Below are 12,190 nucleotides of genomic sequence, written 5' to 3'. Positions count from 1 at the left end.
GCGCTCCGGCACGACCATCCTGAGCCCGTCCCGATTGCCGGCTCCACTCCTCACCCCGACGGAACGATCACCCTATGACGAGCACTACCGCGCCGCGCGGCGCCCTCGACCGCTACTTCCGCATCTCAGAGCGCGGCTCGACCGTCGGCACGGAGATCCGCGGCGGCCTGGTCACCTTCTTCGCGATGTCGTACATCGTCGTCCTCAACCCGCTGATCATCGGCACCTCAGCGGATGGCACGGGTCAGTTCCTCGGCGGAGGCGACGCTCCGAATCTGGGCATGATCGCGTCGGCGACGGCTCTCATCGCCGGCGTCATGTCGATCCTCATGGGCGTCGTCGCGAACTTCCCCCTCGCGATGGCAGCCGGCCTCGGTCTCAACGCCGTCGTCACCTACTCCATCGCGGGCCTCCCCGGCGTGACCTGGGCCGACGCCATGGGCGTCATCGTCATCGAGGGTCTCCTCATCCTCGTGCTCGTCCTCACCGGCTTCCGCGAGGCGGTGTTCCGCGCCGTCCCGACGCCGTTGAAGACCGCGATCGGCGCGGGCATCGGCCTCTTCATCACCCTCATCGGCCTCGCCAACGCGGGCTTCGTGACCGGCGACGGCGCGACCATCCTGGCCCTGGGCAACCTCGGCACGTGGCCGATCCTCGTCTTCGTCGTCGGCCTCGTGCTCGCGATCGTGCTGCACGCGCGCCACGTGAAGGGCGCCATCCTCATCTCGATCCTCGTTGCGACCGCGCTCGCGATCATCCTCGAGAACACGATGCACATCGGCGGCCGCGCGGAGGACAACCCCGGCGGATTCAACTCGCCGCCGACGTTCTCCGGTGTCGTCGCGGTTCCCGACTTCTCGCTGATCGGGCAGTTCGACCTCCTCGGCTCGGTGCAGAACATCGGCATCGTGACGCTGGTGCTGCTCGTCTTCACGCTGCTGCTCGCGGACTTCTTCGACACGATGGGCACCATGGTCGCCATCGGCGGCGAGGCCGGCCTCCTCGACAAGCAGGGCAACCCGCCGCGCACGAAGCAGATCCTCGTCGTCGACTCCCTCGGCGCGGTCGCCGGCGGCGTCGGCTCCGTCTCCTCGAACACCGCGTTCGTCGAGTCCACGGCGGGCGTCGGCGACGGCGCGCGCACCGGGCTCGCCTCGGTCGTGACCGGCATCGCGTTCCTGCTGTCGACGCTCTTCGCGCCGCTCGTCGCGCTGGTGCCCTACGAGGCGGCGGCCCCCGCGCTCGTGCTCGTCGGCTTCCTCATGCTCACGCAGGTGGCGGGCATCGACTGGAAGGACGTCGAGGTCGCGCTGCCGGCGTTCCTCACGATCGTCATCATGCCGTTCACGTACTCCATCGCCGATGGCATCGGCGCCGGCTTCATCGCGTTCATCGTCGTGAAGCTGGCCCGCGGCAAGGCCCGCGACATCCACTGGCTCATGTGGCTCGTGGGTGCGCTGTTCGTCCTCTACTTCACCATTGAGCCCATCCGCGCCCTGATCGGCGCCTGAGGCCACGACGACGGAAGGCGCGTTCCCTCCCGGGGACGCGCCTTCCGTCGTCGTGCGAGGCGGCTCAGGCGGATTCGCGCGCCGTGAAGAGGGCGTGGACGTCGCCGACGTGCGCGCGACCGCCGAGGTCGGACAGCTCGAGCACGACAGCGGAGCCGGCGACCTCCGCACCGAGGTCGCGGATGAGCTGCTGCGCGGCGGCGAGCGTGCCGCCGGTGGCGAGGACGTCGTCGAGGAGCAGGACGCGCTCCCCCGGCTGCAGGACGCCCGGGGCCTCGATCGCCGCGGCGCCGTACTCGAGCTCGTACGAGACCGCCGCGGCGGGCTTCGGCAGCTTCCCGGCCTTGCGGATGGGCAGGACGCCCACTCCGGCGACCGCCGCGACGTAGCCGGCGAGGAGGAAGCCGCGCGCCTCGATGCCTCCGACGACGTCGAAGCGGCCGCGGAAGGGCTCCGCGAGCGCTGCGCACACGTCACGCAGGGCGCGGGCGTCGGCGAGGAGCGGGGAGATGTCGCGGAACAGCACGCCCGGCTCCGGATAATCCGGAGTGAGGTCGATGAGCGATTCGGCACGGGCGAGGGCATCGTTCACTCGCCCCAGGGTACCGGCGGCGTCTGTGCGGACGACGCCCTAACCTGGACTCATGACGCGACTGCTCGCCGACGCCGATCCCGCTCGCTGGGTTCCCGTGACCGGCCGCGGTTTCCGCGGCGGCCGCCATCGCAAAGCCGCCATCCGCATGCTGCTGAGCGGCGCCGGCATGTCGCAGGGGACACCCGGGTCCGGCTTCGTCTCGTGGGTGGCGAACCGCGCGGCCACGGCGATGATGAGGCGATCGGATGGCCGCCTGCTCGCGTGGGTCTGGAAGGACGACCCCGATCGGCTCGCCGCCCTCGCTCAGGTGCAGGAGCTGACCCCGCAGCTGCGCACGGCGCGGGCCATGATGCCGATGCAGTACGACGACACCGAGGACTTCCGCTCGCCCTACCTCGGCACCGGCGAGAAGCTCGTGATGGACATGCCGCAGAGTGAGCGCGCGCTGCTCACCGCCACGTACACGTGGGACACGGGCACGCAGCTGGTGACGCTGCAGGCGGCGTCCTCCGACCGCGAGCGCTTCCGCACGATGCTGCCGGCGATCGAGGGTCTCGCGCGCACCCTGCGCCTCTCCGATGACCTCGAGGTCGGCGAGTCCAACATCCTGCGCCTTCCGCCCGCCTGATGCTGCGCCTCGCAGGCGTCGGCGCCCTCGCGCTCGCCGCACTGCACTGCGTCGGATGCACCGCGCCCGCGCCGGGCGACGGCGGCGTGCTCCTGCCGCCGGAAGGCGGAGCGTTCGACTACCAGCTCGGCGGCGCGTATCCGCCACCTCCGGGCGTCGACATCGTCGCTCGCGACCGCTTGGAGGCTCCCCCGGACGGCGTCTACGCGATCTGCTACGTGAACCTCTTCCAGACGCAGCCCGACGCGGGTGGGGCGGCCGACGCCCGCGTCGAGGGCACGACGGCATGGTGGGAGCAGGAGCACCCCGACCTCCTCCTCCGCGACGAAGGCGGCGCGCCGGTGATGGATCTCGAGTGGAACGAGGCGCTGTTCGACATCCGCACGGCGGCGAGCCGGGAAGCGCTGTCGGAGATCCAGAGCGCCTGGATCGAGGGCTGCGCGGACGCGGGCTACGACGCCATGGAAGCCGACAATCTCGACCAGCACGAGCGCTCCCAAGGCCTGCAGACCCTCGACGATGCGCTGGCGTACATGCGAGTGATCATCCCGCTCGCTCACGGTCGCGGGCTCGCCGTCGCGCAGAAGAACACGGCAGAGCTCGGCGAAGCGGGACCGGAGCTCGGGTTCGACTTGGCGGTGGCGGAGGAATGCGAGGTGTACGACGAGTGCGACTCCTACCGATATCCGAGCCGAGTTCTCGAGGTCGAATACACCGACACCGAGGATGTCACCCGCGACGGGGTCACGCGGGCCGCGTTCGAGTGGGCCTGCGAGCGCCGCTCCGGCGACCATCCGATCACCCTGCGCGATCGCGATCTCGTCCCGAGCGGGGAGGACGGCTACGTCTTCCAGCGCTGCTGACGCGCGGATACCGTCGCGGCGATGGCGGTGTCAACCCCGTTCATAGCAATCACCCAGGCACGTAGGTTGGCTTCAGCGGCGCACATCCGCGCACCGCTCTTAGAAGGGAGCAGTCACATGGGCTTCATCGCATTCCTCATCCTCGGCCTCATCGCCGGAGCCATCGCGAAGGCCATCCTGCCCGGACGGCAGGGCGGCGGCTGGATCGCCACGCTCATCCTCGGCGTGATCGGCGCCTTGCTCGGCGGATGGATCGGCTCGGCCATCTTCGGCGTCGGTGTCGACGAGTTCTGGGACCTCGGCAGCTGGCTCCTCGCGATCGGCGGGGCGATCATCGTCCTGCTCATCTGGGGCCTCATCACGGGACGCAACAAGTCGCGCAACTGAGAATGTCCGGCACCCGCGTGCCGGTAGTCAAGGATGGCCGGCGCATCGGGGGGATGCGCCGGCCATCGTCATGTCCGAGCGGGCCGCGGGGAGAACGCCGACGGCTCCGCACGCACGCGCCCGAGCGCGAACTCCACCGCGCCGAGCACGACGACCCGCCCGCCGAGCGCGCTGGCGACGAGGCGCGGCACCGGCTCGGAGAATCCCGCATCCAGCGCCTCCCGGGCGCGGATGAGCACGGGCTCGACCGCATCGGCGATCCCTCCGGCGACGACGACCTGCTCGACGCCGAGCAGGCTCGAGAGGATGACCGCAACGCGCGCCACCCGTTCGCCGAGGCGCCGGATGATGTCGAGAGCGGTGCCGTCACCGCTCGCAGCCGCCCGGAAGACCGATTCCGCATCGATCTGCTCGCCGCCCTCGCCCAGCTCTGCCCTACCCCACTGCCGAGCGAGGGCGCCGATCCCCTCGGCCGACCCCACGCCCTCGACGATCTCCAGGAAGTGCATCTCCCCTGCTCCGCCGAGGGCTCCACGCAGCAGGTGCCCGTCGAGGATGACCCCCGTCCCGAGCCGCTCCCCTGACAGCACGGTGGCGACGTCCCCGGGGCCGAGGCCGTTCGCCTGCTCGGCGACCGCGGCCAGGTTCGCATCGTTCTCCACGAGAACGGTCGCGGGCACGATGCCGGAGAAGCCCGGGTTCATGCGCGTCCAGAAGTCGTTCCGCCCTCGCGGCGAGCGCCCCTCGGTGTTCACCGGAGCGGGAATCCCCACCACCGCGAGCAGGACGTCGTCGGGCTCCACGCCGGCTCCCGCGGCGACCCTCCCCGCGAGCGACGCCGCGACCGCGCGGCGCTCGACGCCATCGGCCTCCGGCCGGACGTCCACGCTCTCCTCTGCGAGGACCACGCCGCGCAGATCGGCGACCACGGCCGTGAGGCGGTGTTCGCCTGCATCCATCCCGAGCACGACACCGGCGGCGTCGCGTAACCGGTAGCGCCGCGCCGGCCGCCCTCTGCTCGTGAGTCCGGCCGCCCTGCTGTCCTCGATCTCCTCGAGCCATCCGACCTCGACGAGCTCGTCGCACACGCCGAGCACCGTGGCCCGCGCGAGTCTGGTCTCCGCCATGACCTCGGCCGCCGTGAACTCGGCGACCCGCAGCGCGAAGCGCACCACGGCGTCGGAGTTCATCCGACGCAGCATCTGCGCCGAGTTCGCCGTACCTTCGACCATCCTTCGACCTTACTGACCCACTTGACCGGAGGCTCTCTCGGTGAGATGGTTGCCTCATTAGATTCGGTGTTTAGATTTATTCATCGAATCAATCTCCGCGCAAGAGAGGACGAGGATGTCTGGGAAACGGAGAAGGACGGCTCGCGCCGCCGCGGGCGGCGCCGGTCTGGTGCTGACGGCCGCGCTCATGGTCGGCTGCTCGGGCAGCGGCGCCGAGACGGTGCATTTCGCCTTCAGCAAGCGCGAGGCCATCGGATTCATGACGGAGGTCGTAGACGAGTTCAACGCCGCGCAGGACGAGTTCGAGGTCGAGCTGGATACGTCGGGCATCGATGTCGTGGCGGCGAGCTTCGTCCGCGGCAACCCGCCCGACCTGCTGCTGGCGAACTACAACCACGAGGTCTCCCGGTTCGTGCAGCGCTGTGCGCTCGTGGATCTCTCGGAGACCCAGGCGGCCAGCACCATCCGCGAGGACATCGACGACCTGCTTAGCCAGTACGGCGAGTGCGAGGGACGCACCACCGCGCTCCCCTTCTCCGCGATGGCCGCCTCGGTCATCTACAACAAGGAGATCTTCGCCGAGCACGACCTCGAGGTGCCGGAGACGTGGAGCGAGCTCATCGAGGTCGCCGACACTCTCAAGGCGGCCGGCGTCGCGCCGTTCTACGCCACCTTCGCCGACGCCTGGACCGTCAACCAGGGGTGGTTCGACTACGCGATCGGCGGGTCGATCGACGTCTTCGACTTCTACGACCGGATGGCCGAGCAGGGTGCAGACGTCGGTCCGGACTCCGCGGTGTCGTTCCAGAAGGACTTCCTCGAGCCCATCGAGAAGATGCAGCTCCTGGCGCGCGAGTACACGCAGCCCGACGCCGCCAGCCGCACCTACGACTTCGGCAACGTCGCCTTCGCGAACGGCGAGGGCGCGATGTACCTCCAGGGGCCCTGGGCGTTCAGCGAGATCGCGAAGACCGCCCCCGACCTCGACCTGGGCACCTTCCCCCTCCCCATGACCGACGACCCCGCTGACCTCAAGGTGCGCGTCAACATGGACCTCGTCACGATGATCCCCCAGGAGGCGCAGAACAAGGAGGGCGCCTTCACGTTCCTCGAGTACCTCTTCCAGCCGCAGATCATCCAGGCGTACAACGAATCGCAGCTCGGCTTCGTCCCCACCACCACGGGCGAGGACCCGCGTGACCCGCGCATCGAGGGGATGATCGGCTTCTACAACGAGGGGGCGGTCTACCAGGGTCCCGGGGTCCTCAACCCCCGGGCCATCCCCACCGAGAACTACGCGCAGTCGCTGGCTCTCGGAGAAGACGCGACCGCGGTCCTCAGCCGGATGGACGCGGACTGGGCTCGGCTGGCGTTCCGCCAGCCGGTCATCTCGAGCGAGGAGACGGCGAAGTGAGCACCACCACGACCATCCTGACCGGCGGCGACCGCCGCGTGCGACGCAGCAGCAAGCGGGTGGAGCCGATCTACTACCTCTTCCTGCTGCCCGCGCTCGCCCTGTTCACCCTGGCGATCACGCTCCCCGCCGTCATCGGCGTCTTCTTCAGCCTGACCGACTCCATCGGCATCGGCGACTGGAGGTTCATCGGCTTCACGAACTACGTCGCCGCCTTCAGCGACCCTGCCATCCTGTCGAGCTTCCTGTTCACATTCGGGTTCTCGCTCGTCACGGTCCTGCTCGTGAACGTCGCCGCGTTCCTGCTCGCGGTCGGCCTCACCTCGCGCATCCGCTTCAAGACCGGGCTGCGGGCGATCTTCGTGATCCCCATGGTGGTCTCGGGCATCATCATCGCCTACGTCTTCCAGTTCCTCTTCCAGAACTCGCTGCCCGCCGTCGGCTCGACCCTGGGCATCCCGTTCCTCGAGACGAGCATCCTCGCCAATCCCGACCTCGCCTGGATCGGCATCGTGATCGTCACAGCCTGGCAGGCGATCCCCGGCACCCTCCTCATCTACATCGCGGGGCTCCTGTCGATCCCCGGCGAGGTGTACGAGGCCGCCGACATCGACGGCGCGTCGAAGTCGCAGCAGCTGCTGCGGATCACGCTCCCGCTGGTGGCCGGCTACGTCGTCATCAACGTCATCCTCGGCTTCAAGAACTTCCTCAACGCGTACGACATCATCGTCGGCCTCACGGGCGGCGGACCGGGCACCGCCACCCGCAGCATCGCGATGACGATCATCCGCGGGTTCCAGACGGGCGATTACGCCTACCAGATGGCGACGGCCACGCTGTTCTTCATCATCAGCGTCATCATCGCGATCGTGCAGCTCTCCCTGACGCGCGGAAGGAGCGCTCTCTGATGTCCACCACCACCGCCCGAACGGGCAGCACCAGGGCGATCGTCACCGGCTCCCGCAGCAACCGCTCCTCCTCCAGGGTCGGGATGGAGCGGGTGAGCTGGTCGGGAACGATCCTGCTCCTCCTCTGCGCGGTCACCGTGCTCCTGCCGCTCTACGTCACGATCTCGATGTCGCTGAAGACCGGCCAGCAGGCCGTCAGCGGCAACGCGTTCTCGCTGCCGGCACCCTTCAGCATCCAGGGCTTCATCGACGCCTGGCAGCTGACGCGGTTCCCGGTCGGCTTCGCGATGTCGCTGTTCGTCACCGGCGGCACCGTCATCGCCACGATCATCCTCGCCGCGTTCGCCTCGTTCGCGATCGTGCGCAACTGGGATCGTCGGCTCTTCCGCTGGTCGTTCTTCTACCTGCTCGGCGCGATGTTCATCCCGTTCCCCGTCGTGGCCCTGCCGCAGATCCAGCTCACGGGACGCGTCGGGCTCGACAACCCGCTGGGCGTCGTCCTGCTCGCGACGATGTTCCAGCTGAGCTTCAGCGTGCTGCTGTTCACCGCATTCCTCCGCTCGATCCCCATCGAGCTCGAGGAGAGCGCCCGCATCGACGGGGCATCGACCTGGCAGACCTTCTGGAAGCTCATCTTCCCGCTGCTGGCCCCGATGAGCGCCACGGTCGGCATCTTCGCCTTCCTGTACGCGTGGAACGACTTCATGATGCCGTCGCTCATCATCTCCGATGCGAACCTGCAGACGCTGCCCGTGCGGCAGAACCTGTTCCAGACGCAGTTCAGCAGCAACTACAACGTCGCGTTCGCGTCGTACCTGATGGCCATGGCCCCGGCCATCATCGCCTACCTGTTCGCGCAGCGCTGGGTGATGGAGGGCGTGACCCAGGGCGCCGTCAAGGGCTGACCCCGATCCCCTATCCCGAGGAGAATCAGAACCGATGACAGACGCACCCGCGATCGCCGACGCCGACTGGTGGCGCCAGGCCGCCGTGTACCAGATCTACCCCCGCTCGTTCGCGGACGCGAACGGCGACGGGATCGGCGACCTGCGCGGCATCACCTCTCGCGTTCCGTACCTGCGATCGCTCGGCGTCGACGCGGTCTGGCTGAGCCCGTTCTACCCCTCAGCACTCGCCGACGGCGGGTACGACGTGGCGGACTACCGGAACGTCGATCCGCGCATCGGGACGCTGGAGGAGTTCGACGCGATGGTGGCCGCGCTGCACGGTGCGGCCATCCGGGTCGTCGTCGACATCGTGCCGAACCACTCCTCGAACGAGCATCCGTGGTTCCTGGCTGCGCTGCGGTCACCCCGCGGCTCGGCCGAGCGCGAGCGCTACATCTTCCGGGATGGCCGGGGCGAGCACGGCGAGCTGCCCCCGGCCGACTGGCCGGCGGCGTTCGGCGGTCTCGCCTGGGAGCCGGTGGGCGACGGGCAGTGGTACCTGCACAGCTTCGCGAAGGAGCAGCCGGACTTCAACTGGGACAACCGCGAGGTGCGCGACGACTTCCTGAAGACCCTGCGCTTCTGGTCCGATCGCGGTGTCGACGGTTTCCGGGTCGACGTGGCGAGCCTGCTCGTCAAGGACCTCGCCGACCCGCTCCCGTCGCAGGCCGAGCTCGACGCGATCGACCGCGACTCCGGCATCCACCCGCTCCTGGACCGCGACGAGGTGCATGAGGTCTACGCCGAGTGGCGGTCCGTGTTCAACGAGTACGATCCGCCGCGGACGGCCGTCGCTGAGGCCTGGGTGGACTCCCCGGCTCGACGCGCCAAGTACGCATCGCCCGCCGGCCTCGGCCAGGCGTTCAACTTCGACCTCCTCACCGCCGACTTCGCGGCCGAGCCGTTCCGTCGCATCGTCGCCGACAACCTCGCGCAGTCCGCGGCGAGCGGCGCCTCCTCGACGTGGGTGCTCTCCAACCACGACGTCACCCGCCATGCCTCCCGCTACGGCCTGCCCCCGCTGAACGGGCGCACCGGCGTTAAGCAGGGGGTGGAGTGGATGCTCGCGGGGGCGCCTGTCGATGGCATCCAGCTCGAGCAGGGGCTGCGTCGCGCGCGCGCCGCCACGATGTTCCTCCTCGCTCTCCCCGGCAGCGCGTACCTCTACCAGGGCGAGGAGCTCGGCCTGCACGAGGTCGGCGATCTCGCGCCCGAGGATCGCCAGGACCCCGCCTACCACCGTTCCGTGGGCCAGCCGGAGTGGACCTACGACGGTCTCGGCCGCGACGGGTGCCGCGTGCCGCTCCCCTGGACGGCGAGCGGCTCGTCGTTCGGCTTCGGCTCCGACGGCGCGCACCTGCCGCAGCCGGCCTGGTTCGCCGACGTGGCGGTGGAGGTGCAGGAGGACGATCCCGCATCCACGCTCGGCCTGTACCGCGAGGCCCTTCGGCTGCGCCGCGAGCTGCAGACGGAGGAGACGCTCGCCTGGGACGACGCGCTCTCCCACGACGACGTGCTCGTCTTCAGTCGCCCGGGCGGCTGGACGAACGTCACCAACTTCGGCGAGGAGCCCGTGCCCCTGCCCGAGGGCGATCTGCTCCTCGCGAGCAGGCCCATCCAGGACGGCCGCCTGCCCGGCGACGCGACCGCCTGGCTCCGACGCCCCTGACCACCGCCATCCGCCCCTCTTCTGAGAGAGACACCATGACGACACTGACCGAGACCACCGACCCGCTCCTCATCCCCGCCGCCGACTGGTGGCGTCAGGCCGCCGTCTACCAGATCTACCCCCGTTCGTTCGCGGATGCGAACGGCGACGGGATCGGGGACCTGCGCGGCATCATGTCGCGGATCCCGTACCTGCAGACGCTCGGCATCGACGCGGTCTGGCTGAGCCCGTTCTATCCGTCCGCGCTCGCCGACGGTGGGTACGACGTCGACGACTACCGCGACGTGGACCCGCGCATCGGCACCCTCGACGAGTTCGACGAGATGGTCGCCGCGCTCCACGCTGCAGGCATCCGCCTCATCGTCGACCTCGTCCCGAACCACTCGTCCGACCGGCATGAGTGGTTCCAGGAGGCGCTCGCCTCGCCCGCCGGGTCGCCCGCGCGGGAGCGCTACATCTTCCGCGATGGCCGCGGCGAGAACGGCGAGCTCCCGCCGGCCGACTGGGAGAGCATCTTCGGCGGCCCCGCGTGGACACGCGTCGCGGACGGCCAGTGGTACCTGCACCTCTTCGCCACGGAGCAGCCGGACCTCAACTGGGACAACGAGGAGGTCCGCGCCGACTTCCGGACGACCCTGCGCTTCTGGGCGGACCGCGGAGTGGACGGCTTCCGCGTGGACGTCGCACACGGCCTCGCCAAGGACCTCCCCGAGCAGCTGCCGTCGTCGGCGGAGATGAAGGCCATGACCGAGCCCGGGCAGCACCCGCTCTGGGACCGCGATGAGGTGCACGACATCTACGCTGACTGGCGTCGCGTCTTCGACGAGTACGACCCGCCGAAGATCGCCGTGGCCGAGGCTTGGGTCGAGTCGACGCGCCGACCCCGCTACGCGAGCGCGGAGGGGCTCGGCCAGGCGTTCAACTTCGACCTGCTCGAGGCCGAGTACGACGCCGCCGCCTTCCGCACGATCATCGCCGACAACCTCGCGATGTCGGCGGAGTCCGGGTCGTCCACGACCTGGGTGTTCTCGAACCACGACGTGGTGCGCCACGCCACGCGCTACGGCCTCCCGCAGCCCGAGCACGAGGTGGACGCGACGCAGATCATGGCCGGCGCGAGCAAGGAGTGGCTCGTCCGCGGCGCCCCCGAGGCCGAGCTCGACCGTGACCTCGGTCTGCGGCGCGCACGGGCGGCGACCCTGCTGGAGCTCGCCCTGCCCGGCTCCGCGTATCTGTACCAGGGCGAGGAGCTCGGCCTCCATGAGGTGGGCGACATCCCGGCCGGCGCCCGACAGGACCCGTCGTTCTTCCGCAGCGCGGGGGCGGAGATCGGGCGCGACGGATGCCGCGTGCCGCTGCCGTGGACGAGCGAGGGCCCGTCGTTCGGCTTCGGCGCGAACGGCGCCCACCTGCCGCAGCCGGCCTGGTTCGCCGACGTCTCCGTCGAGGCGCAGGAGGAGGATCCGACCTCGACGCTCAACCTCTATCGCGAGGCCCTGCGCCTGCGGCACGAGCTGCAGACCGAGGAGACGCTCGCCTGGGACGAGGAGCTCACGCACGGCGACGTGCTCGCCTTCACTCGCCCGGGTGGGTGGGTATGCGTGATGAACTTCGGCGACGCCGCGGGGCCGCTGCCCGAGGGCGAGGTGCTCCTCGCGAGCGGCCCGCTTGCAGACGGCAAGCTGCCGGGTGCGACGACCGTCTGGCTGCGCCGGGGCTGAGTCGCGGGTGGGGCGCGTGCTCAGGGCACCCATGTCTCACTCGCCGCGGCCATGCGCCAGCCATGACCGCGCGCAGTGAGACACGGCGACCCGACCAGGGCACCCGTGTCTCACTTGCGGCGGCCATCCGCCCGGCATAACCACCCGCAGTGAGACACGGCAACCCCACCAGGACACCCATGTCTCACTCGCCGCGGCCATCCGCCCGCCATAACCGCGCGCAGTGAGACACGGCAACCCCACCAGGGCACCCATGTCTCACTCGCCGCGGCCATCCGCCCGGCATAACCACCCGCAGTGAGACACGGCAACCCC

The 12,190-nt window shown here is 69.7% G+C and carries 11 protein-coding genes; 9 read left to right on the top strand and 2 right to left on the bottom strand.

What is annotated here, in order from left to right:
- Positions 1-74: 74 nt before the first annotated feature.
- The gene (locus QWJ90_RS10775) at positions 75-1,511 is read left to right on the top strand and encodes an NCS2 family permease (RefSeq protein ID WP_290107826.1); all 1,437 of its coding nucleotides are present in this window, start codon (positions 75-77) and stop codon (positions 1,509-1,511) included.
- A gap of 64 nt (positions 1,512-1,575) precedes the next feature.
- On the opposite strand, the gene QWJ90_RS10770 is transcribed toward QWJ90_RS10775, so the two are convergent.
- Positions 1,576-2,103: an adenine phosphoribosyltransferase gene (locus QWJ90_RS10770; protein ID WP_290107825.1), complete on the bottom strand. Its 528-nt coding sequence runs from the start codon at positions 2,101-2,103 to the stop codon at positions 1,576-1,578.
- A gap of 52 nt (positions 2,104-2,155) precedes the next feature.
- Between QWJ90_RS10770 and QWJ90_RS10765 the strand changes: the two genes are divergently transcribed.
- The 3 genes from QWJ90_RS10765 to QWJ90_RS10755 all read left to right on the top strand — a co-directional run bounded on the left by QWJ90_RS10765 (position 2,156) and on the right by QWJ90_RS10755 (position 3,984).
- Positions 2,156-2,734 carry a hypothetical protein gene (locus QWJ90_RS10765; RefSeq protein ID WP_290107824.1) on the top strand — a complete coding sequence of 193 codons (579 nt, stop codon included), beginning with the start codon at positions 2,156-2,158 and terminating at the stop codon, positions 2,732-2,734.
- Entirely contained in the window at positions 2,734-3,597 is an 864-nt protein-coding gene (locus QWJ90_RS10760) for an endo alpha-1,4 polygalactosaminidase (protein WP_290107823.1), read from the top strand. Before QWJ90_RS10765 ends, QWJ90_RS10760 begins: the two co-directional genes overlap by 1 nt.
- Positions 3,598-3,714: 117 nt before the next feature.
- Positions 3,715-3,984 (top strand): GlsB/YeaQ/YmgE family stress response membrane protein, encoded by a 270-nt coding sequence (locus tag QWJ90_RS10755; protein ID WP_290107822.1) that lies wholly within the window; start codon positions 3,715-3,717, stop codon positions 3,982-3,984.
- A 68-nt stretch (positions 3,985-4,052) separates the two neighbouring features.
- On the opposite strand, the gene QWJ90_RS10750 is transcribed toward QWJ90_RS10755, so the two are convergent.
- Positions 4,053-5,216 (bottom strand): ROK family protein, encoded by a 1,164-nt coding sequence (locus tag QWJ90_RS10750; RefSeq protein ID WP_290107821.1) that lies wholly within the window; start codon positions 5,214-5,216, stop codon positions 4,053-4,055.
- A 115-nt stretch (positions 5,217-5,331) separates the two neighbouring features.
- Here QWJ90_RS10750 and QWJ90_RS10745 point away from each other — a divergent pair, with 115 nt between their 5' ends.
- The 5 genes from QWJ90_RS10745 to QWJ90_RS10725 all read left to right on the top strand — a co-directional run bounded on the left by QWJ90_RS10745 (position 5,332) and on the right by QWJ90_RS10725 (position 11,875).
- The gene (locus tag QWJ90_RS10745) at positions 5,332-6,630 is read left to right on the top strand and encodes an ABC transporter substrate-binding protein (protein ID WP_290107820.1); all 1,299 of its coding nucleotides are present in this window, start codon (positions 5,332-5,334) and stop codon (positions 6,628-6,630) included.
- Positions 6,627-7,538 (top strand): carbohydrate ABC transporter permease, encoded by a 912-nt coding sequence (locus tag QWJ90_RS10740; protein WP_290107819.1) that lies wholly within the window; start codon positions 6,627-6,629, stop codon positions 7,536-7,538. The genes QWJ90_RS10745 and QWJ90_RS10740 overlap by 4 nt, the downstream gene beginning before the upstream one ends.
- An 83-nt stretch (positions 7,539-7,621) precedes the next feature.
- Positions 7,622-8,443, top strand: coding sequence for a carbohydrate ABC transporter permease (locus tag QWJ90_RS10735; protein WP_290107875.1), 822 nt, complete (start codon positions 7,622-7,624; stop codon positions 8,441-8,443).
- Between the two features lie 34 nt (positions 8,444-8,477).
- Positions 8,478-10,154, top strand: coding sequence for a glycoside hydrolase family 13 protein (locus QWJ90_RS10730; RefSeq protein WP_290107818.1), 1,677 nt, complete (start codon positions 8,478-8,480; stop codon positions 10,152-10,154).
- A 35-nt stretch (positions 10,155-10,189) separates the two neighbouring features.
- Positions 10,190-11,875 (top strand): glycoside hydrolase family 13 protein, encoded by a 1,686-nt coding sequence (locus QWJ90_RS10725; RefSeq protein ID WP_290107816.1) that lies wholly within the window; start codon positions 10,190-10,192, stop codon positions 11,873-11,875.
- Positions 11,876-12,190: the final 315 nt, after the last annotated feature.

This window comes from Microbacterium oryzae (genome assembly GCF_030406385.1).
Taxonomy (GTDB): Bacteria; Actinomycetota; Actinomycetes; order Actinomycetales; family Microbacteriaceae; genus Microbacterium; species Microbacterium oryzae_A.
The sequence above is the reverse complement of the archived record's forward strand: the minus strand, read 5'-3'. Positions and strand labels throughout refer to the sequence as shown.

Bases quoted from the DNA above. Each gene is read 5' to 3' on its own strand.
- QWJ90_RS10775 (WP_290107826.1), top strand. From the start codon at position 75: ATGACGAGCACTACCGCGCCGCGCGGCGCCCTCGACCGCTACTTCCGC.
- QWJ90_RS10765 (WP_290107824.1), top strand. From the start codon at position 2,156: ATGACGCGACTGCTCGCCGACGCCGATCCCGCTCGCTGGGTTCCCGTG.
- QWJ90_RS10760 (WP_290107823.1), top strand. From the start codon at position 2,734: ATGCTGCGCCTCGCAGGCGTCGGCGCCCTCGCGCTCGCCGCACTGCAC.
- QWJ90_RS10755 (WP_290107822.1), top strand. From the start codon at position 3,715: ATGGGCTTCATCGCATTCCTCATCCTCGGCCTCATCGCCGGAGCCATC.
- QWJ90_RS10750 (WP_290107821.1), bottom strand. From the start codon at position 5,216: ATGGTCGAAGGTACGGCGAACTCGGCGCAGATGCTGCGTCGGATGAAC.
- QWJ90_RS10745 (WP_290107820.1), top strand. From the start codon at position 5,332: ATGTCTGGGAAACGGAGAAGGACGGCTCGCGCCGCCGCGGGCGGCGCC.
- QWJ90_RS10735 (WP_290107875.1), top strand. From the start codon at position 7,622: ATGGAGCGGGTGAGCTGGTCGGGAACGATCCTGCTCCTCCTCTGCGCG.
- QWJ90_RS10730 (WP_290107818.1), top strand. From the start codon at position 8,478: ATGACAGACGCACCCGCGATCGCCGACGCCGACTGGTGGCGCCAGGCC.
- QWJ90_RS10725 (WP_290107816.1), top strand. From the start codon at position 10,190: ATGACGACACTGACCGAGACCACCGACCCGCTCCTCATCCCCGCCGCC.